The organism is Methyloversatilis sp. MC4-4 (genome assembly GCF_049843555.1).
Taxonomy (GTDB): domain Bacteria; phylum Pseudomonadota; class Gammaproteobacteria; order Burkholderiales; family Rhodocyclaceae; genus Methyloversatilis; species Methyloversatilis discipulorum_B.
In genome coordinates this window covers 1433110-1456586 of sequence record NZ_JBBHZK010000001.1, presented here as the reverse complement: position 1 = coordinate 1456586, position 23477 = coordinate 1433110, and the positions used below count along the sequence as shown (strand labels likewise).

General features: G+C 67.3%; 26 protein-coding genes. 5 read left to right on the top strand and 21 right to left on the bottom strand.

The features are described 5' to 3' along the window. Positions 1 to 117: 117 nt before the first annotated feature. Positions 118 to 1185, top strand: coding sequence for a metal-dependent hydrolase (locus tag WDZ97_RS06720; protein ID WP_425762217.1), 1068 nt, complete (start codon positions 118 to 120; stop codon positions 1183 to 1185). A gap of 63 nt (positions 1186 to 1248) precedes the next feature. Here WDZ97_RS06720 and WDZ97_RS06715 read toward each other — a convergent pair whose 3' ends face one another. Continuing rightward, positions 1249 to 3624 carry a TonB-dependent receptor gene (locus WDZ97_RS06715; protein WP_425762216.1) on the bottom strand — a complete coding sequence of 792 codons (2376 nt, stop codon included), beginning with the start codon at positions 3622 to 3624 and terminating at the stop codon, positions 1249 to 1251. A gap of 285 nt (positions 3625 to 3909) precedes the next feature. Between WDZ97_RS06715 and WDZ97_RS06710 the strand changes: the two genes are divergently transcribed. Next, positions 3910 to 4212 (top strand): FeoA family protein, encoded by a 303-nt coding sequence (locus WDZ97_RS06710; protein ID WP_341421549.1) that lies wholly within the window; start codon positions 3910 to 3912, stop codon positions 4210 to 4212. Then, positions 4209 to 6080, top strand: a complete 1872-nt coding sequence (gene feoB, locus WDZ97_RS06705) for a ferrous iron transporter B (RefSeq protein WP_304003501.1) — start codon at positions 4209 to 4211, stop codon at positions 6078 to 6080. The genes WDZ97_RS06710 and feoB overlap by 4 nt, the downstream gene beginning before the upstream one ends. Positions 6081 to 6225: 145 nt before the next feature. On the opposite strand, the gene WDZ97_RS06700 is transcribed toward feoB, so the two are convergent. The 19 genes from WDZ97_RS06700 to hemP all read right to left on the bottom strand — a co-directional run bounded on the left by WDZ97_RS06700 (position 6226) and on the right by hemP (position 20611). Next, positions 6226 to 6897, bottom strand: coding sequence for a flagellar brake domain-containing protein (locus WDZ97_RS06700; protein ID WP_425762215.1), 672 nt, complete (start codon positions 6895 to 6897; stop codon positions 6226 to 6228). A gap of 119 nt (positions 6898 to 7016) precedes the next feature. After that, positions 7017 to 7802, bottom strand: a complete 786-nt coding sequence (locus WDZ97_RS06695) for a heme ABC transporter ATP-binding protein (RefSeq protein ID WP_425762214.1) — start codon at positions 7800 to 7802, stop codon at positions 7017 to 7019. Between the two features lies 1 nt (position 7803). Beyond that, positions 7804 to 8853, bottom strand: coding sequence for a FecCD family ABC transporter permease (locus tag WDZ97_RS06690; RefSeq protein ID WP_425762213.1), 1050 nt, complete (start codon positions 8851 to 8853; stop codon positions 7804 to 7806). Further along, on the bottom strand, positions 8850 to 9698 hold the full coding sequence (locus WDZ97_RS06685; RefSeq protein ID WP_425762212.1) for a heme/hemin ABC transporter substrate-binding protein: 849 nt from the start codon (positions 9696 to 9698) through the stop codon (positions 8850 to 8852). Before WDZ97_RS06685 ends, WDZ97_RS06690 begins: the two co-directional genes overlap by 4 nt. Next, positions 9695 to 10756: a hemin-degrading factor gene (locus tag WDZ97_RS06680; RefSeq protein ID WP_425762211.1), complete on the bottom strand. Its 1062-nt coding sequence runs from the start codon at positions 10754 to 10756 to the stop codon at positions 9695 to 9697. Before WDZ97_RS06680 ends, WDZ97_RS06685 begins: the two co-directional genes overlap by 4 nt. A 15-nt stretch (positions 10757 to 10771) precedes the next feature. After that, on the bottom strand, positions 10772 to 11419 hold the full coding sequence (locus WDZ97_RS06675; protein WP_425762210.1) for a PEP-CTERM sorting domain-containing protein: 648 nt from the start codon (positions 11417 to 11419) through the stop codon (positions 10772 to 10774). Between the two features lie 122 nt (positions 11420 to 11541). After that, positions 11542 to 11733, bottom strand: coding sequence for a hypothetical protein (locus WDZ97_RS06670; RefSeq protein ID WP_341421541.1), 192 nt, complete (start codon positions 11731 to 11733; stop codon positions 11542 to 11544). 195 nt (positions 11734 to 11928) lie between these two features. Continuing rightward, positions 11929 to 12291: a DUF779 domain-containing protein gene (locus WDZ97_RS06665; protein WP_425762209.1), complete on the bottom strand. Its 363-nt coding sequence runs from the start codon at positions 12289 to 12291 to the stop codon at positions 11929 to 11931. Positions 12292 to 12719: 428 nt separating this feature from the next. Further along, positions 12720 to 15035, bottom strand: coding sequence for a TonB-dependent receptor domain-containing protein (locus tag WDZ97_RS06660; protein ID WP_425762208.1), 2316 nt, complete (start codon positions 15033 to 15035; stop codon positions 12720 to 12722). A 79-nt stretch (positions 15036 to 15114) separates the two neighbouring features. Continuing rightward, positions 15115 to 15867: a PEP-CTERM sorting domain-containing protein gene (locus tag WDZ97_RS06655; RefSeq protein ID WP_425762207.1), complete on the bottom strand. Its 753-nt coding sequence runs from the start codon at positions 15865 to 15867 to the stop codon at positions 15115 to 15117. A gap of 200 nt (positions 15868 to 16067) precedes the next feature. After that, positions 16068 to 16682 carry a 30S ribosomal protein S4 gene (rpsD, locus tag WDZ97_RS06650; RefSeq protein WP_425762206.1) on the bottom strand — a complete coding sequence of 205 codons (615 nt, stop codon included), beginning with the start codon at positions 16680 to 16682 and terminating at the stop codon, positions 16068 to 16070. Between the two features lie 21 nt (positions 16683 to 16703). Beyond that, the gene (locus WDZ97_RS06645) at positions 16704 to 16949 is read right to left on the bottom strand and encodes a hypothetical protein (protein WP_019918577.1); all 246 of its coding nucleotides are present in this window, start codon (positions 16947 to 16949) and stop codon (positions 16704 to 16706) included. A 249-nt stretch (positions 16950 to 17198) separates the two neighbouring features. Further along, positions 17199 to 17618, bottom strand: coding sequence for an ExbD/TolR family protein (locus WDZ97_RS06640; RefSeq protein WP_019918576.1), 420 nt, complete (start codon positions 17616 to 17618; stop codon positions 17199 to 17201). A gap of 14 nt (positions 17619 to 17632) precedes the next feature. Then, complete coding sequence (locus tag WDZ97_RS06635) at positions 17633 to 18403, bottom strand: MotA/TolQ/ExbB proton channel family protein (RefSeq protein ID WP_020164367.1); 771 nt, start codon at positions 18401 to 18403, stop codon at positions 17633 to 17635. A gap of 76 nt (positions 18404 to 18479) precedes the next feature. Further along, positions 18480 to 19286, bottom strand: a complete 807-nt coding sequence (locus tag WDZ97_RS06630; protein WP_425762205.1) for an energy transducer TonB — start codon at positions 19284 to 19286, stop codon at positions 18480 to 18482. A gap of 63 nt (positions 19287 to 19349) precedes the next feature. Beyond that, positions 19350 to 19544 carry a hypothetical protein gene (locus WDZ97_RS06625; protein WP_425762204.1) on the bottom strand — a complete coding sequence of 65 codons (195 nt, stop codon included), beginning with the start codon at positions 19542 to 19544 and terminating at the stop codon, positions 19350 to 19352. Between the two features lie 86 nt (positions 19545 to 19630). Further along, positions 19631 to 20110, bottom strand: coding sequence for a bacterioferritin (bfr, locus tag WDZ97_RS06620; protein ID WP_019918572.1), 480 nt, complete (start codon positions 20108 to 20110; stop codon positions 19631 to 19633). A gap of 95 nt (positions 20111 to 20205) precedes the next feature. Further along, positions 20206 to 20421: a (2Fe-2S)-binding protein gene (locus tag WDZ97_RS06615; RefSeq protein ID WP_304003487.1), complete on the bottom strand. Its 216-nt coding sequence runs from the start codon at positions 20419 to 20421 to the stop codon at positions 20206 to 20208. 4 nt (positions 20422 to 20425) lie between these two features. Next, entirely contained in the window at positions 20426 to 20611 is a 186-nt protein-coding gene (hemP, locus tag WDZ97_RS06610; RefSeq protein ID WP_157256670.1) for a hemin uptake protein HemP, read from the bottom strand. A 130-nt stretch (positions 20612 to 20741) separates the two neighbouring features. On the opposite strand from hemP, the gene dmeF reads away from it, so the two are divergent. After that, positions 20742 to 21743, top strand: coding sequence for a CDF family Co(II)/Ni(II) efflux transporter DmeF (gene dmeF, locus WDZ97_RS06605; protein ID WP_425762203.1), 1002 nt, complete (start codon positions 20742 to 20744; stop codon positions 21741 to 21743). 27 nt (positions 21744 to 21770) lie between these two features. Further along, positions 21771 to 22319, top strand: coding sequence for an inorganic diphosphatase (gene ppa, locus WDZ97_RS06600; RefSeq protein ID WP_425762202.1), 549 nt, complete (start codon positions 21771 to 21773; stop codon positions 22317 to 22319). Here the strand turns inward: ppa and WDZ97_RS06595 are convergent. Further along, positions 22313 to 23470: a GNAT family N-acetyltransferase gene (locus WDZ97_RS06595; protein ID WP_425762201.1), complete on the bottom strand. Its 1158-nt coding sequence runs from the start codon at positions 23468 to 23470 to the stop codon at positions 22313 to 22315. The two genes, ppa and WDZ97_RS06595, sit on opposite strands and share 7 nt — an antisense overlap. Positions 23471 to 23477 lie beyond the last annotated feature (7 nt).

Below are 23477 nucleotides of genomic sequence, written 5' to 3'. Positions count from 1 at the left end.
GCGAATCGGAGCGGCATTATACGCCTGCTTCTTGTGCACTGCGCCACAATCGGCGCGAAGTGCGCCGGGGTGTTGTCCTTGCGACGCATCCGAGCTGTACCTGAACGGAAAAATCGATTGGATACCCTGACTCACGCACTGTCCGGCGCGCTGCTCGGCCGCTTCATGGCACGCGCGCCGGCCGACGAACGCCAGCCCAAGGTCTGGCAGACGGTGCTCGCCGGCGGTCTGGCCGCCACCTTTCCGGACCTCGACTTCGTGCTCGGCTACGTGTCCGAGCTCACCTATCTGCGCGGCCACAGAGGTGTCACGCACTCGCTGATACTGCTGCCGCTGTGGGCGCTGCTGCTGGCCTGGCTGATGCCGCGTCTGCTGCGCGCGCGCGGTGTCGGCTGGCGGCGCTTCTACGCAGTGGCGTGCGCCGGCATCGCCATCCACATCCTGGGCGACCTGATCACGCAGTTCGGCACCATGATCCTGGCGCCTTTCTCGGATCAGCGCTTCGGCTGGGGCACCACCTTCATCATCGACCTGCCACTGACCGGGCTGCTGATTGCCGGCCTCGTGGCGAGCGCGCTGCGGCGGCGCAGCCGGCTGCCGGCCGCGCTTGGCCTGGCGGCGGTATGCGTCTGGGTCGGCGTGGGCGCGGTCGGCAAGTCGGAAGCCATCGAGGCCGCGCGGCGTCATGCGGTGGAGCAGGGCATCGCCTTCGTCTCTATCGACGCGATTCCGCGGCCGGCTTCGCCTTTCAACTGGACCGCGGTGATCGACGACGGCCAGCGTTACCACATCGCGCACATCAACACGCGGCGTACCGGACTGCTCGAGGCAGGGCCCGACGACAACCTGATCCGCCGCTTCTCGGCCCACTACCGGCCGGTCGCGCTGGCGCAGTGGGAAGCACGCGAACGCTTCGGCAATGGCGGATACGACGGTGTGCGCGAGCAGGTGCGCGCGGTCTGGTCGGCGCCGGATTTCGCCTTCTTCCGCTGGTTCGCGATGTTTCCGGTGCTGGACAGCGTGGGCAGCGCAGGCGGGGGCGCTTGCGTCAGCTTCCGCGACCTGCGTTTCGAAACGCCCGGGCGTGACACGCTGCCGTTCCGCTACGGGCTGTGCGAGAACGGTGCGGGATGGGCGCTGGTCGAGCGGACGATGGCGGGCTGGCGTGCGCTCAGCGGGCGCTGAAAGAGAAAAGCCGGGCCGGCAGTCCGCGGACCACCGACCCGGCTCTTGTTGCTGAGGCGAAGATCAGTACTTCACTACTACCGTCAGCTGGAAGGCACGCTCGGTGCCGGGAACGGCGAAGCCGCCGTTCTCGTAAAGCGCTTCGTAATAGCGCTTGTTGAACACGTTCAGCACGTTCAGCCGGACGTCGTAGCGCGGCTGTTCGTAGGCCAGCATCAGATCGGTACGCACGAAGCTGGGGGCACGGCCCTGGGCGATCGGGGCGCACGCGGTGTAAGCCCAAGCGTTGCTGCCGTTCGCGGCGGCCGAGTCGCACTGCCCGATACCGTAGGCCAGACGTGAGCCCTTGCCTTCGATGCCGACACCCGCGCGCCAGTTGGGCATGAAGCGGTAGGTCGTCCACAGGTTGAACGTGTAATCCGGCGTGTTGCGCGGTGTCGCGCCGACGCTGTTCGGATTGTACTTGCCGCGATAGACGAGTCGATTGGCGTTGGCGGCCTGGCCCGCCTGGAAGGTGCCACCGGCCGCGGCGACGACCTGCCCGAAAGTGCCGAGCAGTTCACCATCGAACTGGTCGTCGATCTCTGCGCGCATCAGCGCGATACCGCCGAACACGTCCCACTGCGGCGTGATGCGGCCGGCCGCCTCGATCTCGAAGCCGTCGGTGTGACGTTCCTTCGACAGCACGGCCGAGTTCGCCTGTTCGAGATCGGTGTTTCGCTCGTTGAACTTGGTCGCGCGGTACAGCGCAGTGCGCAGAGACAGTGCGCCGTCGAACAGCTCCCACTTCGTGCCCAGTTCGACCGTGCGGCTGCGCTCGGCGTCGTACTTGATGTTGGCCGGCGACAGCTGATAGAGATCGGCGGTCGGGTTGAATGAATCGCTCCACGCAAGGTAATAGGTCGACAGATCGGTGGGCTGATACAGCAGGCCGCTGCGATAGCTCCACTCGTTGTACTTCAGATTGAATGCCGTGGTGACGCCGGTCTGCGATGCGAGCGACGCGTAGTCGGCGTCCATGCGGTCATGACGCAGGCCGAGCAGCAGCTTCCATTTCGGAATGAACTCGATCTGGTCCTGCGCGTAGAAGCTGTAGGAGTCGCCCTCGTAGCCTGCGGGGTTAACGCGCGCACGATTGCCGTAGGCCGCGGGAACGGCGACGTCCGGATCTGGGTTGCCGACCGTGGTCGTCGGTGCGGTCACCGCGATCGACGTGTAGCTCCAGCGATCCGCCTTCTCGCGCAGCAGTTCGACGCCAAAAAGCGCCTCGTGCTTCATGCCGGCCAGTTCGAACTTGGTCGTCAGGTCACTCTGCAGTGTCACTGTGTGCTCACGGCCACCGCGAGCCTGGCGACCGCGGGTGATCACCGTGGCGTCGGTGACGGTGGAGCTGTTCACGTTGGCAGGCAGCCGTGGCGCGACTGCCCACAGGTCGCGCTTGTAGTCGGCGAAGCGGGCGACTGTGCGCAGTTCGGTGTCCTGCGAGAAGCGGTGGGTCCAGATGCCGGTACTGATGTTGGTGTCGTTCTGTTCGTAGTCCGAAGAAGTGCCGTAGAAGGCGCTGGCGGATACGTCCAGCGGACGGCGAGTGACCTGGGTGCGCGTGATCGGCGTGGCGAGCGCGCGGCTGATGAAGGGCACACCATAGTCCGGGACGTTCTTCGTCGTGTAGTACAGATGACCGATCGAGAATTCGTCGGCCGTGCCGATGCCCCAGCGCAGCGTCGGCGCGATGCCCTCGCGCTCCGATTCGACGCCGCGGCGCGAGCTGCCGGCGTCGGTTTTCATGGCGCTGATGCGCAGCGCCGCGTTCTCTCCGACCACCTTGTTCACGTCGGCGGTAACGCGGCCATAGTCGTAGCTGCCCACGGTGGCCGACACTTCAGTGCGGTCGACCAGGCCCGGCTGCTTGCTGACGCGGTTGATCACGCCACCCGCCTGGCCGCGGCCGAACAGCATGGCGGCGGAGCCGCGCAGCACGTCGATCTGTTCGACGTGGAAGGTTTCGCGGTTGTACTGGGCGACGTCGCGGATGCCGTCCAGGTACAGGTCGCCGAAGGAATAGAAGCCGCGCAGCATGATGTTGTCGCCGATGCGACCGCCTTCACCGGAGTTGAAGGTGAGGCCGGCGACGTGGCGCAGCGCGTTCTTCATCGTGTCCGAGTTGCTGTCCAGCATCAGCTGCTCGGTCACCGTGGTGATCGCCTGCGGAATGTCCTTGGCCAGCTGCTTGGTCTTGGCCGACGTGACGATGCCGGTCTGGTAGCCGCGGTTCGGGGAGTTCGGGCGGTCGTATTCGTCGCGCACCTTCACTTCCGGCAGAACCGGGACATTGGTGTCGGTGGCGGGCTTCTGTTCTTCGGCGCCGGCGGTGGACGACAGGGCCATCAGCATGGCCGCGGCCAGCGTCAGCGGCTGCTGCGGGATTGAGCGTTTCATCAGTGCAAGTCCAGTAGGTTGATATCGGGGGCTGGACTGGCTTGCTGCGACGCAATGGGGCTGGCTGGTCCGCTGCCCGGCGCGTGCGAGGAACACGAACATGGGCAAGTGCGGCGCAGTGTAAATGAGAACGGTTATTGGAAACTGGATGTTGCGGCGTCGCAACAATCGATTCGTGCGCAATGGAAATTCCGCGCGGGTCGGCGGATTGCGCGGACTGTCTCTGTGTGGTCCGCTCGGGTAGAATGAAAACTGTTCTCAACATCTGAATCAGCGGATATTGCAATGCCGACGCCTTCCGACGTGGAATCCCAGACGCCCGGTCCGACTTCCGGCTTCGCGCTGAGCAGCGCCACCGTCGGCGCGCCGATGACTGTGGTCGAGGTGCGTGCCGACGCCCGGGCGCCGGAATGGGCCAGCCGGCTGCGCGAACTCGGGTTCATCAGTGGTGAATCGGTACGCGTGCTGCGTCGCGGTCAGCCGGGCGGCGAGCCGCTGGCGGTACGGGTCGGCGTGTCGACGTTTGCGCTGCGCCGCGCCGAAGCCGACTGCGTACTGGTGCGAGCGGCCGATGGAGCGGCAGCGTGACGCAGACGGTGGTCGATAGCAGCCGGCTCGGTCCGGCCTTGCTGGCGCTGGTGGGCAACCCGAATTGTGGCAAGACCGCGCTGTTCAACCTGCTCACCGGCAGCCGGCAGAAGGTGGCGAACTATGCCGGCGTGACCGTCGAGCGCAAGGAGGGCGTGCTGCGCACCCCGTCCGGCCGCCGGCTGGCGGTGCTCGATCTGCCCGGCACCTACAGCCTGACGCCGCATTCGCCGGACGAGCAGGTCACGTGTGATGTGCTCGCGGGGCGTCTGTCCGGCGAGCGCCGTCCCGATCTGATCCTTGCGGTGGTCGATGCGACCCACCTGCCGCGTCAGCTCAGACTGGTGCTCGGTCTGATGCGCCAGGGGCTGCCGGTGGTGGTTGCGCTGAACATGACCGATCTGGCACGGGCGCGTGGCATCCACGTCGATGCCGAGGCGCTGTCGAAAGCGCTCGGCGTGCCGGTGGTCACCACGGTGGCGGTGAAATCGGGTGGCGCCGACGCGCTGCTCGAACTGCTCGAGGACGTGCGCCCGGGCGCCGCGCTGCCGGCGGCGGAAGCGGGCGACGTCGCCGACGACCACAGACGTGTGCGCGACATCCTGGCTTCGCTCGGGCTCGACACCGTGCAGGCGCACGCCTTCAGCGACCGCGCCGACCGCGTGCTGCTGCATCCGCTGGTCGGTCCGCTGCTGCTGTGCGCGCTGTTGTTCCTGATCTTCCAGGCGGTGTTCGCCTGGGCCGAGGCGCCGATGGGCTGGATCGAGGCGGCGACCGCCACGATCGGCGAAGCGGTCGGATCGATCCTGCCGGACGGCCTGCTGCGCAGTCTGCTGGTCGACGGCATCGTCGCCGGGCTGGGCGGCGTGCTGGTATTCCTGCCGCAGATCGTCATCCTGTTCTTCTTCATCCTGCTGCTCGAGGAATCGGGCTATCTGCCGCGTGCCGCCTTCCTGCTCGACCGGCTGATGGGCGGCGTAGGGTTGTCCGGCCGCTCCTTCATCCCGTTGTTGTCGAGCTTCGCCTGCGCGATACCCGGCATCATGGCCACGCGCACCATCCAGAATCCGCGCGACCGCTGGGTCACCATCATGATCGCGCCGCTGATGACCTGTTCGGCGCGACTGCCGGTGTATGCGCTGCTGATCGGCGCCTTCATTCCGTCGCGCACCGTTGCCGGCGGGCTGGAACTGCAGGGGCTGGTACTGTTCGCGCTCTACCTGGCGGGCATCGTGTCGGCCATCGCCATCGCCTGGCTGCTCAAGCGCTTCGGTGCGCGCGACCTGACGCAGACGCTGATGATGGAACTGCCGGACTATCACTGGCCGTCGGTGCGCAATATCGCGATCGGCCTGTGGCAGCGCGTGCTCATCTTCCTGCGCCGGGTCGGCGGCATCATTCTCGCGCTGACCGTGCTGCTGTGGTTCCTCGCCACCTTCCCGGCACCGCCGCCCGGCGCCACCGGCCCGGCGATCGAGTACAGCTTCGCCGGTACGCTGGGCCGCTTCCTGCTGCCGCTGTTCGAGCCGGTGGGCTTCAACTGGCAGATCGCGGTCGCGCTTGTGCCCGGCATGGCGGCGCGCGAGGTGGCGGTCAGCGCGCTGGGGACCGTGTATGCGCTGTCGGCCACCGCCGACGACACTGCGCAGGCGCTGGCACCGCTGATTTCGGCCAGCTGGGGGCTGCCCACTGCGTTGTCGCTGCTCGCCTGGTTCGTGTTCGCGCCGCAATGTCTGTCGACGCTGGCTACCGTGCGGCGTGAAACCGGTGGCTGGCGGGCGCCGCTGCTGATGGCGGGCTATCTGTTCGGGCTGGCCTGGCTGGCAGCCTTCCTGACCTTCCGCATCGCATCCGGAGTGAGTGGATGACCGTACTGACCGACTTCGTTGCGCTGTGTGCCGTGGCGCTGGCCGCGCTGGCGGCCGGTCGGGCACTGCGTCAGTGGTGGCGCGCCCTGCGTGCGCCGTCCGCCGCTTGCGGTGGATGCACCGGCTGCAGCCGGCCGTCCGCGCTTCAGAGGCGCCCGGACGGCGAATCGAGCAGGTGCTGATAGACGTAGCTGCGCAGCAGTATCCAGCTCTGGTTGTCCAGCTCGGCGAATTCGATGCCGCAGGCGACACCGCCGTCCGGCAGCGGATGGGCGTTGCGCACCGTGCCTTCGCACTGCACCTCGATGTCGACGAAATGCAGATTGAGCGGTAGCGTGAAGCTCAGCGTTTCCCCCACTTCGCCCGCGGCGGCACTGCTGCGAAGTTCGGCCCCGGTGGCGCTCAGATTGGTGACGCGCACGGCGCGCGCGTCAGCGCCCTTGAGCTGCACCGCGATGTCGGTGCGGACGCGTTCGGCGCGGCGGATGCGACGGCTCGATACCGCCGACGGAAACTCCAGGTGCAGGTATTCGTAGGGGCTGACCGCGCGTCTGAGCACGCGGCTGTTGAAACTGAAGGCCTTGCGTCCGGAGAAGGTGCGCACCAGTACGGAGTCGCCTTCGATCAGCGAGCCGCTCCAGTTCTTTTCGTCGGGCATGCTGACCAGCAGCGAACGGTCTTCGGTATAGCCGACCAGCCTGACGACGCGCGCGCCGCCGGTGATCTTGGCTGGTGGATCGAGCTGCATGCGGTCGCCGACCTTCAGGCCCATGCCGAGGAAGGTCGAGGTGCTGGATTCGATCGGATTGCTTGCCATCGGAGGATCTCTGCCGTGTCTCTGGTGCCGGGTCTGCCACGGCCACTCGTGGTGGACGGGCACCGAGGTCTACGGCGCGCGCGCCGTCTTCTAAACCCCTGTTCACGCATTTTTGCCGATCATGCCGGCTCAGCGATCAGTACAGCTTGTCCGTCGTGCGCGTCATGCAGCAGCCGGCAGCGCAGGCCGAAGGCCTGTGCCAGTTCGGGCGACGCCAGCACGGCGGCGGGTGCGGCATCGGCGCGGATGCGACCTTCGGCCAGCAGCACCATGCGATCAGCGTAGCGCGCAGCCAGATTCAGGTCATGCACGATGGCCACCACCGCACAGCCCCGGCGCTGGGCGAATTCGCGTGCACAGGCCAGCGTGCGGTGTTGCCAGGCGATGTCGAGTGCCGCCACCGGCTCGTCGAGCAGCAGCGCGTGCGCGCCTTCGGATGCCGTCCAGATCTGTGCCAGCGCGCGCGCCAGATGCACGCGTGCCTGCTCGCCGCCGGACAGCGTGGCGCAGATGCGTGTCGCCATGCCGTCGACGCCGGTCAGCGCCATCGCGGCGCGTGCGATCTGCCGGTCTTCGGCGCCCGGGCGTCCGTGGTGGTGAGGGAAGCGGCCGAGCTCGACCACCTGGGCCGCCGTGTATTCGAGGTCGGTGCGCTGGTGCTGGGCATGCACAGCGCGCATCTGCGCCAGCGCAAGCGGTGCGATGTCCTGCAGCGGGGCGCCGGCACACAGCACGCTGCCGTGTGGGATGTCGATATCGCCGGCCAGTGCGCGCAGCAGAGTGGTCTTGCCGGCGCCATTCGGGCCGACCAGCGCCAGCAGTTCGCCCGGCTTCAGCGTCAGCGTAACGTCGTCGAGAAGGAGGCGACGGCCGGCACGAACGGTCAGATTGCGGGCAGCGAGCATGTCAGGTGCTTTCGTGCGCGGCGCGACGGCGCAGCAGGGCGATGAAGAAGGGGGCGCCGAACAGTGCCGTCAGCACGCCGATCGGCAGTTCGGCCGGTACCACCCAGGTACGGGCGGCGCTGTCGGCCAGCACGACCAGTGCGGCGCCGGTCAGCGCGCTGGCCGGCAGCAGGCGTGCATGTGCCGGACCGACCAGCCGGCGTGCGAGGTGAGGTGCGATCAGCCCGATGAAGCCCAGCGTGCCGGTGAGCGCGGTGGTCGCGCCGACCGACAGCGCGATCAGCAGCACGCAACTGCGGTTCAGCCGCGCGGTGGCGACGCCGAGGTGGGCGGCCTGCGACTCGCCCAGCGCGAGCGCATCGAGTGGTCCGGCGCGGCGCAGCAGCGCGCCCAGTGCCAGCGCGACCGCCAGCATTGCCGCCACCACGCCGGGCCAGGTCGCGCCGGCGAGGCTGCCCAGCGTCCAGAAGGTGAACTGCCGCACCTGCGCGTCGCTGCCCATGAACATGAGCAGACCGATGCCGGACATCGCCAGCGCGTTGATGGCGATGCCCGACAGCAGCATCAACGTGACCGAACTGCGGCCATTGCGGCGCGAGGCCGCGTATACGACTGCGGTGGTCAGTGCGGCGCCGGCGAAGGCGGCCAGCGGCAGTGCCGAACTGGCGAGCCAGCCACCCGCGCTCATCGCCTGTTCGCCGAGCACCACGACACAGGCGGCCGCCAGTGCCGCGCCGCTGCTGACGCCGACCAGTCCGGGGTCGGCCAGCGGATTGCGCATCAGGCCCTGCATCGCCGCACCGGCGATACCCAGACCGGCGCCAGCGATCACGCCGAGCAGCACGCGCGGCAGGCGCAGCGTGCGCACCACCAGTTCGGCTTCGCTGCCGGCGTCGGCACCGAACAGCGCGCCGAGCACGGCCGTCGGCGACAGGCTGACCGCGCCGCTGCCCAGTGCCAGCACGACGACGCAGAACAGCGCCAGCGCGAGCGCCGGCAGTGCCAGCGACGCAGGCGCGCCCCCGGGCAGAGTGAGTGCGCGCGTGTTCACGGCGCGCGCATCCGGCGCGCCAGTTCGCTCACCGCCTGTGGCAGGCGCGGGCTGAAGCCCAGCATGCGCAGTGCGTCGAGGCTGACCAGCCGGCCCGCCCGCGCGGCCGGCAGCACCGCCAGTCCGGGGCGGGCGAGGAAGGCGCTGGCGCCACCGGCGGCGGCGATGGCCTCGTCAGTCGTCACGATCACGTCGGGCGCCGCGGCTAAGGCCGCTTCGAGCGTCAGCGGTCGGTAACCGCGGAAGCGTCCGGCCATCACGTTGACGGCGCCGGCGTAGCCCAGCATCGCATTGGCTGCCGTGTCGTCGCCAGCCACCATCGGACTGCTGCCGCCGTGGTCGAGGATGAACAGCGCGCGCGGCCGGCCGGGCAGGGCGCCCACCTCGCGCTGTGCCGTCTTCCAGTCGTGATCGAAGCGCTCAGCCAGTGTGCGGCCGGCGTCTTCCATCGCCAGCGCGGCGGCGACCATGCGGATCGCGTTGCCGACCTGCGCCGCGCTGTGGTCCGGCGGGAGCTGGATCACCTGCACGCCGGCGCCGCGCAACTGCGTCAGCGTGACTGGCGGGCCGGCATCGGCGGTGGCGATCAGGTGGGTAGGCCGCATCGACAGCACGCCCTCCGCCGCCAGCGCACGCTGATAGCCCACCTTGGGCAGCGCCTGCGCGGACGCCGGCCAGGTGCTGGTGGTGTCGGTAGCGACGATGCGGTCGGCTGCGCCCAGCGCATGGACGATTTCGGTCACCGCGCCGCCGACCGTGACCAGCCGCTGCGCCGGTGCGGCGACTGCCGCGCCGGCGGCGAACAGCAGCGCCACCAGCGTGCTGCGGAGCAGTCGGCGGCTCATGCCGCGAGGCTGTCGGCGGTGCCGAGCTGGGCCACCAGTGCACGCCAGTCCTCGCGCTCCGGCTTGCCCGGTTTGCGCTCGCCGAAGAACAGCGCAATGGTTTCGCCAGCGGCGTCGAGCAGTTCGACCGAGGTGACGACGCCGTCGGCGGTCGGCTTGCGCACGATCCAGGTCTGGTCGACCAGGTCCTGCCGCAGGTGCAGGTTGAAGCCGGGGTCGAGCACGTTGAGCCAGGGCCCCATTACTTCGACCCGATGCACCGGCCCGGTGTGGATCTGGATCATGCCCGGGTTGCCGACGAAGCACATGACCGATACTCCATCGGCGGCCGCCACTTCGAGCAGCGAACGCGTCAGATCGTTGCCGATCCGGTTGGCGTGGCCCTCGGGCGCGATCTGCATGGCCTGGCGTCGCGACACCTTGTGCCGACGCAGCAGCGGGAAGAAGTCGTGCGTGTCCTGCATGCCCAGCCAGTCGCGGCGGAAGGCGACGGCGTCGATGGCGTCGAGCGGCGTTTCGTCGCCGGCGGGCGCGCTGCGCGGCGCGACCTTTTCGCCGGCGCTCTGGTCGGCGGCGGCGAACTCGGCGACCAGCCGGTCCCAGGCTGCGAGATCGGTGCCGGCGCGCGAGAACACCTTGTGCACGGCGTCGCCATGCGCGTCATAGAACTGCAGGCTGCGCGACTCGCCCTTCGGACCCTGTTCGGTCACTGCATAGCCGTATGCCCAGCGACCGTAGAAGATGCGCAGGTCGATGGCGCTGCCCAGCGCCAGACCGACCTTGGCATCGCCGGACATCTGTTCGAAGCAGCCGGTCTTTTCATGGACAGCGGCTTCGTTGCGGGTCAGCGCCATCACCTCGCCCAGTTCGGGCATGCGGCGGAACAGCGCGTCGAAGGGCGCGGTCAGGCGCACGGCGTCGCGGCCGACGCCGCTGGCCATCGCTTCGCCCTCGCTGATGCCGAGGGCTGCGGCGGCGTCGCGATTGCGCAGGCGGCGCTCCGCCTTCAGCGCGTGGAAGGTGTGATACAGGCTCTCGGGATCGGTATGCGGAGTCATCGCGGTCTCCCGGGATCAGGCGCGACGGCGCGACAGTGCGCCGAGCAGGCCGAGGCCGGCGGCCAGCGACATCCAGGTCGCCGGTTCCGGCACCGGCTGGGCGAGTACGGCGAGCTGGTCGAGGCTGAGGTGCGCTTCCGAGCTGGTGAAGCTGAACTGCAGCGACAGCGGATCGGTGACCGCCCAGGTCCAGTAGGCCTCTTCCTCGCTGCCACCGAAGCCGCCGAGCGCGGCGCTGTAGCTGACCACCTTGTTCGCGGCGATGCCATTGAGCGTGGCGACGATGTCGGCCGCCGTGCCCTGGGTCGCGATGCGCAGCCACACGTTCCAGGTGCCGCTTTGCGCGACATCGAGATCGACCAGGAAGGAGGCCGCGCCGGCGGCGCTGTACAGATTGCCGCTGCCGGTCAGGAAGCTGCCGGCGCCCGGGTTGAGCTGACTCACGCTGCCACTGCCGGCGATGTCGGGTGTGGCGTCGGTGCTGAAGCTGTCGAACACGTTCCACTCGGCATAGACGCTGCCGCTGGCCCACGGCGTGGCGGCGGAACTTCCGTTGCCGTCATGACCGGCAAGCGGGGTGTCCCAGCTGGCGCTGGTGGCGAAGGCGGCGGTGGAGGACAGTGCGCACAGGGCGCCAGCGGACAGCAGAAGGCGGAAAGACATGATGGACCTCGTTCTGAGCCATCCATCCCTTCCCCGCGAAGGCGATCGATCAGGCGGTTTCTGTGATTTGAAAACCTGCTCCGCGGCCCCGCGCCGCCGGAGTGTGCTGCGTCACGCCGGCCTCAGCCGGGCGCGAAATCGATGACGTACCGATACTGCTTGCCGCAGTCGATGATGACTTCCTTCTGGCCGCGCTTGAGCAAACGGACCTCGACGCTCAGCGAGCCGAAGCCGTCGTGCCGGATCAGGTCATCCAGCAGGGCGGACAGGCGCACCTTCAATGCTTCGGTCGGTTCGTTGCCAGTGGCGGACATGGATGCGTGCGGTCTGGCCGCGGACGGTCGATTTCTTTAAATGATAATGATTCGCAGTATGGTGTCAAGCATCAGACGTGAGGACAGCGCTGCGCAGCTTCGCGGCGCTGGGGAGGGAGGGGGACGAGAGGAGCGGAAGGGCCTGAAGGCGGCCGCAGGTGGGAAAGGGGTGGCGTGACGCCGCCCCGGCGCAGATCAGTTGCCGACCTTGCGCAGAACGAAGCGGCCGGCCAGGCCGGTGGCGTCACCGCGCTCTTCCAGCACATCGAGCAACAGAGCGCCTGAGCCGAGCTGATCGAGCGCCGACGGTGCGATCCAGTATTCGCACCCGGCCACCTCGCCCAGCTTGATGTCATGGTCATCGACCGGCAGCGAGCCGACCGGACGGCAGCGCGGCTGAAGCACGTCGCCGGTCGCGTCGTGCAGGAACATCAGCGGCCCGTAGCGGGCCGACAGCCGGATGATGAGCATGACGGCATCGACACTGGCCGCCAGCGCGGGAAGTTCGGACGGGTCGGGCATGAGGCCGAGGCAGTAGGGGTCGGATGGGTGTGGCATGGTGCGGTCATTCAATGGAGGTGGCGGCCCGTCCGCTGCTGCGCGTCGGCGCACAGCGTCGCATTCCGGGCGTGAGATGCCGGTGCGCAGCGATCGACAGCTGTAGAACGGCCATGCTGGCAGACATCGGACGTGACTCCTGTGCGGAAAGACAGGACGGACGCGGCGCCCCTCGCAGGGGTATCGCGGAAACAGGCCGTCCCAGCAAGAGCCGAGCCATGTGCGGTGAACGGCGCTGGAGCATGATTAGGAATGGTTTTTTCCCGCAGCGAGCGCATTCAAACGCAGTGATGTGTCCAGTTACGGTGCATGACGGTGTTCATGCGTGCAACGCGTGTTGCATTTGCATGTCATTGATTGGGCGCGGAAATCCAGCACAGGAGCGCATTCTTGCAGTACTGCACCCTTCCTGACATATGAAATATTGTTCAGAACCTCATCGTCACCGAAAGCTTCGCCGTCCGACCCGGCGCCTGTATGCCGACCGCACCGGCGAAGCCATCCTGCAGGCAGTAGGTTTCGTTGGTCAGGTTGTCGAGATTGAAGCGCAGTTGTGTGTCACGCGTCATTTGCCAGCTGGCGAACAGGTCGTACAGGCGTACGCCGTACTGCGTGCCTATCGTGCCGACGCCGGGCACGACCAGCGTGCCGGGACGCGAACATACGGTGGCGACGGTGCCGGCAGCCGCCCGGCGGTCAGCGATGTCGCGTATCCGCGCGCCGGCTTCGACCCGCCCGTCGAACCCGCGTACGCCGGCACTGATGCTCAGCGTGTCGCCGGGCACGCCATAGAGCGCGTAGTCGGTGCCAGCCACCGCATTGGTGATGCGGCCGTCGATCTGTGACCACGACAGCGACGAGAAGGCGTGCAGTCCGTCGTAACTGATTTCCAGTTCGGTGCCCTTGCGCCGCTCCTTGCCCGGCTGGCCGACTTCGTCACCGATATTGCTCAAGGACGTCAGCAAGTGACGGGTGTGGATGTCGTAGTAGGTGACCCGTGCCTGCCAGCGGCCGTCGCGAGGTGAGGCCGGCTGCGGCATCCAGGCCAGCGTCAGTTCGTGGTTCGACGATTCCTGCGGCCGGTAGAGCGCACCGCAGATTTCGTTGTCGGGGGCGAGGTCGAGTGCGGGATCGTAGGTCTGACCGTAGCCTGAGGGGTCGTACAGCGGTTCGGGGTAGAGCACGGGGTTGCCGGGCAAGGCCCAGCCAGCGCTTTTCGCACAGCGGCTGGCGAAACTGCCGCGGGCGAAGTACTCGTCAACCAGCGGCGGTCGGAAAGCTTCGTGGTAGCGCACGGTGGCCGACCAGTCGCTGCGCGGGATGCGCCAGGTGAGCGCCGCCGCCGGCGACAGCTTGACGAAGCGGATGTCCGGCGACTGTCCGGCGGCGATCATGTTGGTGCGCGTCTGACCCTCGGCGCTGACGTGGTAGCGGTCGAGCCGGGCGCCCGGCGTGAAGGTGAAGGCGCCGAGCGTAAAGGCGTTCTCGATGATCAGTGCATCCGACACTTTGTCGCCCGGCGGTTGCGCCTCGTTGAAGCCGTTCGGGTAGACCTGCTGGTTGGTCAGCGCGCGCGAGGTGACGCGTGCAATATCGCGGCTGTTGCGTATGCCCTGATAGCCGATGCTGAGCACGCCCTGCAGATCGCCGATGGCATAGCGGGTATCGTTGAACACCTCGGCAGTCCAGATCGAGTATCGCCAGGCGTCGTCGCAGCGGTCGATGCGGAAAGCCGCCGGAAAGGCGGTCGACGGCGATACGCAGATGCGGCTCTGGCCGATGCGATGCACGTCGTTCAGGTCGGTCGTTTCGTAGGCGAGGGTGCCGCGCAGTGCGATCCACGAATCGGCCGGCGTGTAGTTCACGCGCAGATTGGTCGTGGTGTCCTCGATGCTGCGTTCGACCACGCCGAACTGGCCCGCGCTGCCGGCGGTCGCGTCATAGGGCGCGCGCTCGGGGCCGCCGGTGTAGTAGGTCTGGCTCAGTTCCAGCGTCAGGTCGTCGCTGGCGTAGAAGGTGGCTTTGGCGAAGCGGCTTTCCGAGTGCACCGCGGTCAGGTCCAGCCGGTTGCGGTCGGGCAGGCGGATGTCGTCGGAGTCGCGCCGGGCGATCGAGGCGACCAGGTCGAGGTAGCCATTCGGGCGGCCGTATACCGTCACCATGCGCAGCCGCTCGCCGCTGTTCGCGTTGTAGCCGTACCTGATCTGGGCGCCGACGCGCTCACCCGCTCGCAGGTAGTCGGCAGCGGATTTCGTGGTGGCCGAGATGGTGCCGCCGAGCGCACCCGAGCCGGACTTCAGCGACGGCCCGCGCTCGATCTCGATGGCCTTCAGCAGTTCGGGCTCGATGAATACGCCGCTGCCGAAGCGGTACTTCTCGAAGCCTTTCACTGCGCCGTCGATCTTGAACAGCACGTCCTCGTTGTCGGAGAAGCCGCGCAGGTTGAATTTCATGCCGCTGGCGCGCGGACCGCCGTCGACGGCGACACCCGGCACGTCCTTCAGCAGGTCGAATATCGTGCCCGCCTGGCGGCGTTCGATCGCCTCCGGCCCGATGCTGGTCACCGGTCGATCCGGTGTCAGTTCGACGGCGGGCGGTCGGACGTCCTCGCGAGTGTCGCGCACCTGGATTTCCGGCAGCGTGACGATCTCTTCGTCGGTCGCCGTGGCCTCCTGTGCGGCGCTGGCGAGCGGCCACGTCAGCGCCAGCAGCAGCTGCAGGCGCAGGGGAATTCTGCGTTTCAAGATGTCGTGACAGTCTGGATGGGCGAACGCATGCGGGCGGTACCCGCGAGGGCACCGCCCGCATGCGGCGAGACGGAACTCAGTGCTGACGCGTGCGCCGGCGGGCGACCAGCGTGATCACCGCCATACCGCCGAGCAGCAGGGCGGCGGTCTGCGGTTCCGGCACCGGAGCGGCCACCAGCTGGTCCAGCTGGAAGGCCTGCGACTGTGCGTGGTTGTCGGTGGCGAAGGTGATGCGGAAGCTGTCCACCGGCACGGTGACGCCGAGGCTGGCCAGGTTCCAGGTGAAGGTGAGGTGGTTCGGGTTGTTCGGATCGGAGGCGACGAATTCACCGGTGAAGAAGTCGGTGTAGCCCAGGTTCTCGCTCGCCTGCGAGCTGGAGAGCAGGAACTGCTCGCCGCCGTTGAAGCTGAGGCGTGGCAGGTTGTTCGCCGCCAGTACGCCGTAGATGCCGTTGCTGCCGGTGCTCACGTTGATGTAGGTCTGGAACACGATGCTGGTCAGGCCGTCGACCGCATCGCTGACCACCATTTCGAAGGTCGAGCCGTTTCCGGCGAACTGGTAGAGGCCCGAAGAGGCCGGATAGGCGCCGCCGGAGGTGCGCCGGAGGATGGCGCCGCCTTCTGTTTCGCTGTTCGACGCGATGCCGGCGGCCAGCTGCGTGGCGGTGATGCGGGCTGCGGTCAGGTTGTTGAAGCCGTCGGTGGCGACCGAATTCTCGATGTCGTCGAAGGCGCTGTGAGTGGTACTGGCGTAGGCGGAACCGGCGAGTGCGAAGCAGGCGGCCGCGAGGAGCGGCGTCGCGAACGGACGCAGGCGATGATGGATCATGGGTGACCTCTCTCGATGAACGGACGATGGGGTGCGCGGCCTGCGAACAGGCCTCGCGTACAGGACGCCGCATCGGAAGAGGGGCGCCGGGCGGTATGCGGGCAGGTCATGAATGCTCCATGCGTTGCATGACTGGCTGGCCGCGGTTGCCGGCTGGCTGGCAGGTGGGCCGGCCCGGAGGCCGGCAGGACATCCGCGCGTCAGACGCGCAGGGCGTAGAACTCGACCACTTTCTGTGCTTCGAACGCGAAAGGCGTGGCGTCACCCGGCGGCAGGTGGGCCAGACGCAGGCTCAGCGCCGATTGGTCGAAGGCGATCCATTCGGCACGTTCGAGCGCCGGCGTCTGCAGCGCATCGACCACGCTCTGCACCTTGCGACCTTTTTCGGTCAGCGTGATGGTGTCGCCGACGCGCACGCGGATGGACGGGATATTCACGCGCCGGCCGTTGAGCAGCACGTGACGGTGGCGAACCAGCTGGCGAGCGGCCGGAATGGTCGGCGCCAGGCCGCCGCGGAACACGATGTTGTCGAGCCGGCGTTCGAGCAGTTCGACCAGCTTTTCGCCGGTCGGCAGTTTGGAGCGCTCGGCTTCCTTGAACACGGCGCGCAACTGTGTTTCGGTCAGGCCGTAGTTGTAGCGCAGCTTCTGCTTCTCCATCAGCTGGGCGCCGAACTCCGACTTGCGGCGGTTCGGGCGGTTGCCGTGCTGGCCCGGGGGCGCAGTGCGGTTTTCGGCCGTCTTACGGGTCAGGCCGGGGAGGTCGGTGCCGAGTGCGCGCAGCACGCGCAGGCGGGGGCCGGTGTAGCGGGACATGGATGCTCCGGGGCAGGGGTTTCAGTGCGCGGCACGCACGGCCAGATCGCCGACCGTGTGCAGCGTCCAGCGGTTGATCAGGGCGCCGCAGACCTCGCGCATCAGCGGGTCGGCGCGTTCGTCGTCGGCCACCACTTCAAGATGGCGGATCACCATCTGCGCCACTTCCGGGCAGGGCCGTTCGGCGAAGCGGGTCATCACGAACAGCGTGGCGGCGGCGAGCGTGCTCGGGCTGGCTTCGCCGGCGTGCTGGTGTTCCGGGGTCATGTTGCATCCTCCGTCTGGGCGGCGCCTGGGCTGCTTGGCGCGGGTGCCGCGGGTGCTGTCGGGGAGGCTGGCGGGTGTCTGCGGGGGACCTTCAGTGCAGACGGTGGCTGGCGCGCGTTCTCGTTTAGGATGAGAACGATTCGCATTACATCATCGGTGCAGAGAGCTGTCAAGCATCGTTCGCCGACAGATGCAAAGAAAAACGGCCACCCCTCAGGGTGGCCGTTTCGTCGTGCGGAGGGTGTCGATCTACTTCGCCGCGGATGGGTCGGTGACGAAACCGATGCGGGTAAGGCCCAGGCGGGCTGCCTCGCTCATCACGTGCGCCACCGAACGGTAAGGCACGTTCTGGTCGGCGCGCAGCTGGATCTCGGCGTTCTTGTCCTTCGCTGCGGCCTCCTGCAGCTTGGCCTTCAGCGTATCGGTGTCGATCTTTTCGCCGGCCCAGTACAGCTGCTCGTCGGGGCCGATGGCGATCTGGATGTTTTCCGGCGGCAGCGTGTTGGCGCTGGTCGATTCCTTGGGCAGATCGACCTTGACCGCGTGCGTCAGCAGCGGCGCCGTCACCATGAAGATGATGAGCAGCACCAGCATCACGTCGATCAGCGGAATCATGTTGATTTCCGCCATCGGCCCGTCGTCGTCCTGCTCGAAACTTGCAAAAGCCATGTCCGGGCTCCTGATCAGTGCGCGTTGCGCGCGGCTTCGCGGCCGCGTTCGACCAGCGAAAGCACGCGGTCACCGGTGGCCTTCGGATCGTTCGAGCCGCTGTCCTTGACGCCGGTCGACAGCATCACGAACACGTCGTGCGCGAAGCTGTTCAGTTCGGCCATCACGTTGCGCGTCGAGCGGGCGAAGAAGTTGAACGCCAGCGCGGCCGGGATGGCGGTCGCCAGACCGATGGCGGTCATGATCAGCGCCTCGCCGACCGGGCCCGCCACCTTGTCCAGCGTGCCCTGACCCGACATGCCGATGGCCAGCAGTGCGTGATAGATACCCCAGACGGTGCCGAGCAGGCCGATGAAGGGGGCGCTGGAGGCAACCGAGGCGAGGAAGGTCTGGCCGTATTCCATGCGGCTGCGGTCGCGTTCGATCGAGCGCTTCAGCGCGCGAGTCAGGAATTCGTCGGCGCTGCCGGTGGCGATCAGGCCACGCGTGCCGGCATTGCCGCTGCGCAGGGTCTCAACCGCGCTGAAACCTTCGTGCACCAGATGCGAGAACGGATCGGTCACGCCGTGCGAGCGCATGTCGCGCGCCACGTCTTCCAGCGAGGAGGCGTTCCAGAAACGGTCGAGGAAGGTACCGCTGGCGCGGCGCTGGCGGAAGGCCACGATGCCCTTGAGCACGATGAGGAACCAGGTGCCGATGGAGGCCAGCACCATCAGTACGAGGATGGTGGTTGCGACACCGTCTGCATTCGACAGAAAGTGCGCAAAGCCGAGGGACTCATTCATTCAAATTTCTCCTGATGGAAGCCTGATGCAAAAGTTGGCCGCCGCGCAGTGTACGCCTGACGCGGACGGGAACAAATCACGAGTTGAGACCGAAGTCGATGGGCACAAATGCCTGGCCGCCGCTGATCGCCTCGTCACCGCGGCGTGCCGGAACGAACTTCCATTTGCGCACGGCTTCGAGTGCGGCGTCATCCAGCCGCGAAAACCCACTGGACTTGGAGATTTCGACAGTGGTCGGCAGACCATTCGCGTCGACCGTCACGCGCAACATCACACGGCCGGCTTCACCGAGGCGCTTGGACATCGCCGGATAGGCCGGGCGCGGGTTCTGCAGATAGGCAACGTTGAACTTCGGCGGGGTGACCGGCGGCGGCGCGACGACCGGCGCAGCGGTGACCGGCGCCGGTGACGGCTCGCTGACAGGCGGCGCGTCGATCGCGACCGGTTCCGGCGGCGCCGGCGGCTGCGGAGCAACGGTGGCGGTGGTCGGTGCGTCTGTCGCCGCCGCGATCTGCGGCAGCGGCTGTTCCTTGCGCACCGGTTTGACCGGCTTCACCACCGGCTTCGGTTGCTCCGGCTCGACCCGTTTCTCTTCCTTGGGCGGTTCCGGGGGGGCGATCGGCAGCGGTTCGGGCGCGATCAGTGTCGCCTGCATCACCATCGGCGGCGCTTCCAGCGCCGCGGGGTTGTGCACGATCCACAGCAGGGCGGCGGCGTGCAGCAGCACTGCGCCCGCGAGCGACATGCCACGCAGCGGAAGACCCGCCGACGGTGTGCCTGAAACCGCCTCGTGACGAAGGACGCGGCTGGCGGGGCGCGCAAGAGCGGCACCCGGGGACTGTACGAAGGCGGCTTCGGATGGAACGAATGCGGCGCTGCTCATCGGGCCGCTCCGACGGAGAGGTGGGTCGTGAAGTCGTGCATCGATCGTCGGCGTTCTGTGAGTTCAGGAATGCGGTGTGCCTGCCTGCGCGGGCGCGGGCCGGGCGGATGCTGCGGGAGCGATCGTGAGCTGATCAAGCAGGCGGGTTGCCGGGAAGGCGGTCAGCAGCCACAGCGCGGCGACACTGAGCAGTGCCGACAGTGCGCTGCGCAGCAACGGTGTGCGCGGCGTTGCGGGTTCGGCGTGGCGGCTGTTCATGGCGGTTGTTCGGACTGCGCCCGGGCGGCACCGACCCGTCGCGGACGGGCCGGTATGGCAGTTCCGTCGGGAAACCGCCGCGTGCGTCAGCTGCCGAGTTCTCCCATTGCGGACTGCGTGTAGTTCTGCAGCCCCATCTTGTCTATCAGGTCCAGCTGGGTTTCCAGCCAGTCGATGTGTTCCTCGGTGTCAGCGAGGATCTTGCGGAACAGGTCGCGCGAAACGTAATCGCCCGCGCTTTCGCTACAGGAGATCGCGTCCTTCAGCGTCGCGTGCGACTGCTGTTCGATCTTCAGATCGGCGCCGAGCATTTCCGGCACGTTCTCGCCGATCAGCAACTTGTGCAGGTCCTGCAGATTGGGCAGGCCTTCCAGCAGCAGGATGCGTTCGATCAGCATGTCCGCATGCTTCATTTCCTCGATCGACTCGTGATACTCGTGGTCGCCGAGCTTGGTCAGGCCCCAGTTCCGGTACATGCGCGCATGCAGGAAGTACTGGTTGATCGCGGTCAGTTCGTTGACCAGCTGCTTGTTCAGGTACTGCAGAACCTTCTTGTCGCCTTTCATGAGACTTCTCCTGGTCAGGCGGTGCCACAACGGTGACGCCTGACCGAATTCTAGGCCGTCGCAAGGCGAGTGCGGCGACCTGTTTGTGCGAGGAATCAGGCTGCGGCGGCTTCTGCGTGAGCCCGGTGAAGACGGATCGGCTGCAGTTCGGCACGGGCGGCGTCAATCACCTCCTTTGCAGCGCGCACGCAGCGCCCGCAGTCGCGGCAGCAGCCGAGCTGGCCGGCGACGTCGCGCACGGTGCGGCATCCGGTATGCACTGCGGCCTTGATGTCCCGGTCGGTCACCGGTTCGCACAAGCAGATGTACATGGCTCTATTTGGTCAGGATGAGTTTTCCGTTGCGCGTCAGCCGCAGCGAGTAGAGCTCGCCGCCGTGATTGATCGCGACCTGTTTGCGCCCGCCCAGCAACTGGCTCGAATCGAGCGCAGGCGGCGTCGGGGCAGCGGCGCTCTGCGGTGCCGGTTGCGGTGCCTGCGACGGAGGAGCGGATTGAGTCATTCGCCAATGGGCATAGAAATGAGAATGGTTCGTATTAGTACAGAAGCGAGGGGTGGTGTCAAGCGCGGCATGCGCGCTTTCTGCACGTCGAAGTGCAACGATCGGTGACACCCGCACCTACAATCGCGGAATGGACAGAAACGCACACGATCACGCGCCGGCCGATGACCCGTTCTGCCCGGTACATCGCCACGACTTCATCCCGCACCCGGAACTGGCCGAACAGGCGGTCGGCCGCGTGTTGTGGCTCAGTGCGCTGGCCATGGTTGCAGAGATCGTCACCGGCTACCTGTCGGGCTCGATGGCGCTGCTGGCCGACGGCTGGCATATGGGGACCCATGTGGCGGCGATGGCGATCAGTGCCTTCGCCTACACCTATATGCGCGCTCACCGCGGCAGCGCCCGTTACAGCTTCGGCCCGGGCAAGGTGTCCTACCTCGCGGGCTACTCTTCCAGCCTGCTGCTGGCCGGCGCGGCGCTGTTCATGATTGTCGAGTCGGCGTCGCGACTGCGCGCGCCGCACGCGATCCACTACGACGAAGCGCTGCTGGTGGCACTGGTCGGTCTGGCGGTGAACCTGATCAGCGCCTGGCTGCTGCACGACAAGGGCGGGCATGCGCACCACGGCCATGCCCACGGTCACGACCACGCTGACGATCACGCCCATCATCAGGGGGGGCACGACGACCACAATCTGCGCGCCGCCTACCTGCACGTGGTGGCCGATGCGCTCACCTCGATCGCGGCGATCGCCGCGCTGGTGGCAGGCAAGTGGGCCGGCCTGGCTTGGCTCGATCCGCTGGTGGCGGCGCTGGGTGGACTGCTCATCCTGCGCTGGGCCTGGCATCTGGCGCGTGACAGCGCCACCGTGCTGCTGGACCGCCAGGTCGAGGGCAGCGTGTTCGATGCCGTGCTCGGTCATGTCGATGACTGGGGCGGCCGGCCGCTCGACGTTCACCTGTGGCTGCTGGCGCCCGGGCGCCATGCGCTGGCGCTGACCGTGGCCGCCTCGCCGCTGCTCGACCCCGAGGCGCTGCGCGCTCGTCTTGCCGGCGAGAAGACGCTGGCGCACGTGACGCTTGACCTCAGGGTGATCGACGACGCTTCTGGTGCGGCGCAACAATCGCTATAATCGCGGGCTTTTCACAAGGAGCGAGACATGGGTCTGGAACGAGTTCCGTCGGGCAAGGATCTGCCCAACGATTTCAACGTTGTGATCGAAATCCCGATGCATTCGGACCCGGTCAAGTACGAAGTGGACAAGGAGTCGGGCGCCGTCTTCGTCGATCGCTTCATGTCGACCGCCATGCACTACCCGTGCAACTACGGCTACATCCCGCACACCATCGCCGGCGACGGCGACCCGGTCGATGTGCTGGTGATGTCGCAGTTCGCGCTGCCGCCGGGCGTGGTCGTGCGTTGCCGTCCGATCGGCATGCTGAAGATGGTTGACGAGGCCGGCGAGGATGCGAAGCTGCTGGCCGTGCCGGTGGACAAGCTCACCCCGATGTATCGCTCGGTGCAGAGCCCGCGCGACCTGCCGCAGATTCTGCTGGACCAGATCTCGCACTTCTTCGAGCACTACAAGGATCTCGAGCCGGGCAAGTTCGTCAAGGTGCAGGGCTGGGCCGACATCGAGGAAGCCAAGAAGGAAATCATGGCCGGCGTCGACCGGTACCAGCAGGCCGAAGACAAGCCGAACTACTGAGTGCTGTCCAGCGCCCCGCCGCGTGTGCGGTAGGGCGTGCGTTCCTCCAGTTCGTTGATGTGCAGTGCGACGCCGGCGCGCTCCCGTTCGAGGTAGCGCGCCACCGCATCGGAAAAGTCCTCGTCGCGCAGCCAGTGCGCCGACCAGGTGCGTACTGGCGTGAAGCCGCGCGCCATCTTGTGCTCGCCCTGGGCACCGCCCTCGAAAGCCTGCAGGCCGCGTTCGATCGCGTATTCGATGCCCTGGTGGTAACACGCTTCGAAATGCAGGCAGGGTACGTATTCCATTTCTCCCCAGTAGCGCCCGTACAGCCGCTTGTCGTCGCGCAGGTTCAGCGCGCAGGCGATGTCCTGCCCGTCACGCGAAGCGATCACCAGCATCAGCGATTGCGGCGTGCGTTCGCGCAGCAGTTCGAAAAAGCGGGCATTCAGATAGGGACGCTGCCCGCGCACGCGGTAGGTGTTGCGATAGCAGGCGACGAACAGGGCCAGTTCCGCGTCGCTGATGTCGGCGCCGTCGATACGCCTGAGCGTGACGCCGGCGTCGCGCACGCGTCGTCGTTCCTGGCGGATCTTCTTGCGCTTGTCGGCACTCAGCGTGGCGAGGAACTCCTCGTGATTGCGGTAATTCGCGTTGTGCCAGTGGAACTGCACCGATTCGCGCAGCAGCAGCGCCGACGTATCGATCGCCGCCAGTGCCGCGGCATCCGGAAACAGCAGGTGAGCCGACGACACGCCGAGCGAGCGCGCGTGCGCGAGCCAGGCGTCGAGCAGGACGGCGCGCGCGGCGTCGTCCTGCGCCAGCAGCCGCGGTCCGGGAACCGGCGTGAAGGGCACCGCGCACAGCAGCTTGGGGTAGTACTCGCGTCCGCTGCGCTCCAGCGCCTCGGCCCAGGCCCAGTCGAACACGTATTCGCCGTAGCTGTGCGACTTCAGGTAGCCGGGCAGGGCGGCGACCAGGCGTTCGCCGTCGTATAGCGCGAGGTGATCCGGCTGCCAGCCGGTATCGGGCGACACGCAGCCGGACGCCTCGAAAGCGTCGAGCAGTGCGTGCGACAGCGTGGCGTGACCGCCGGTGAGCGCGTCCCACTGCGCCGCGTCGATGGCCGCCATCGACGCGTGCCGCTCGACGCGCAGGCTGTCGCGCTTCATGCCTGCG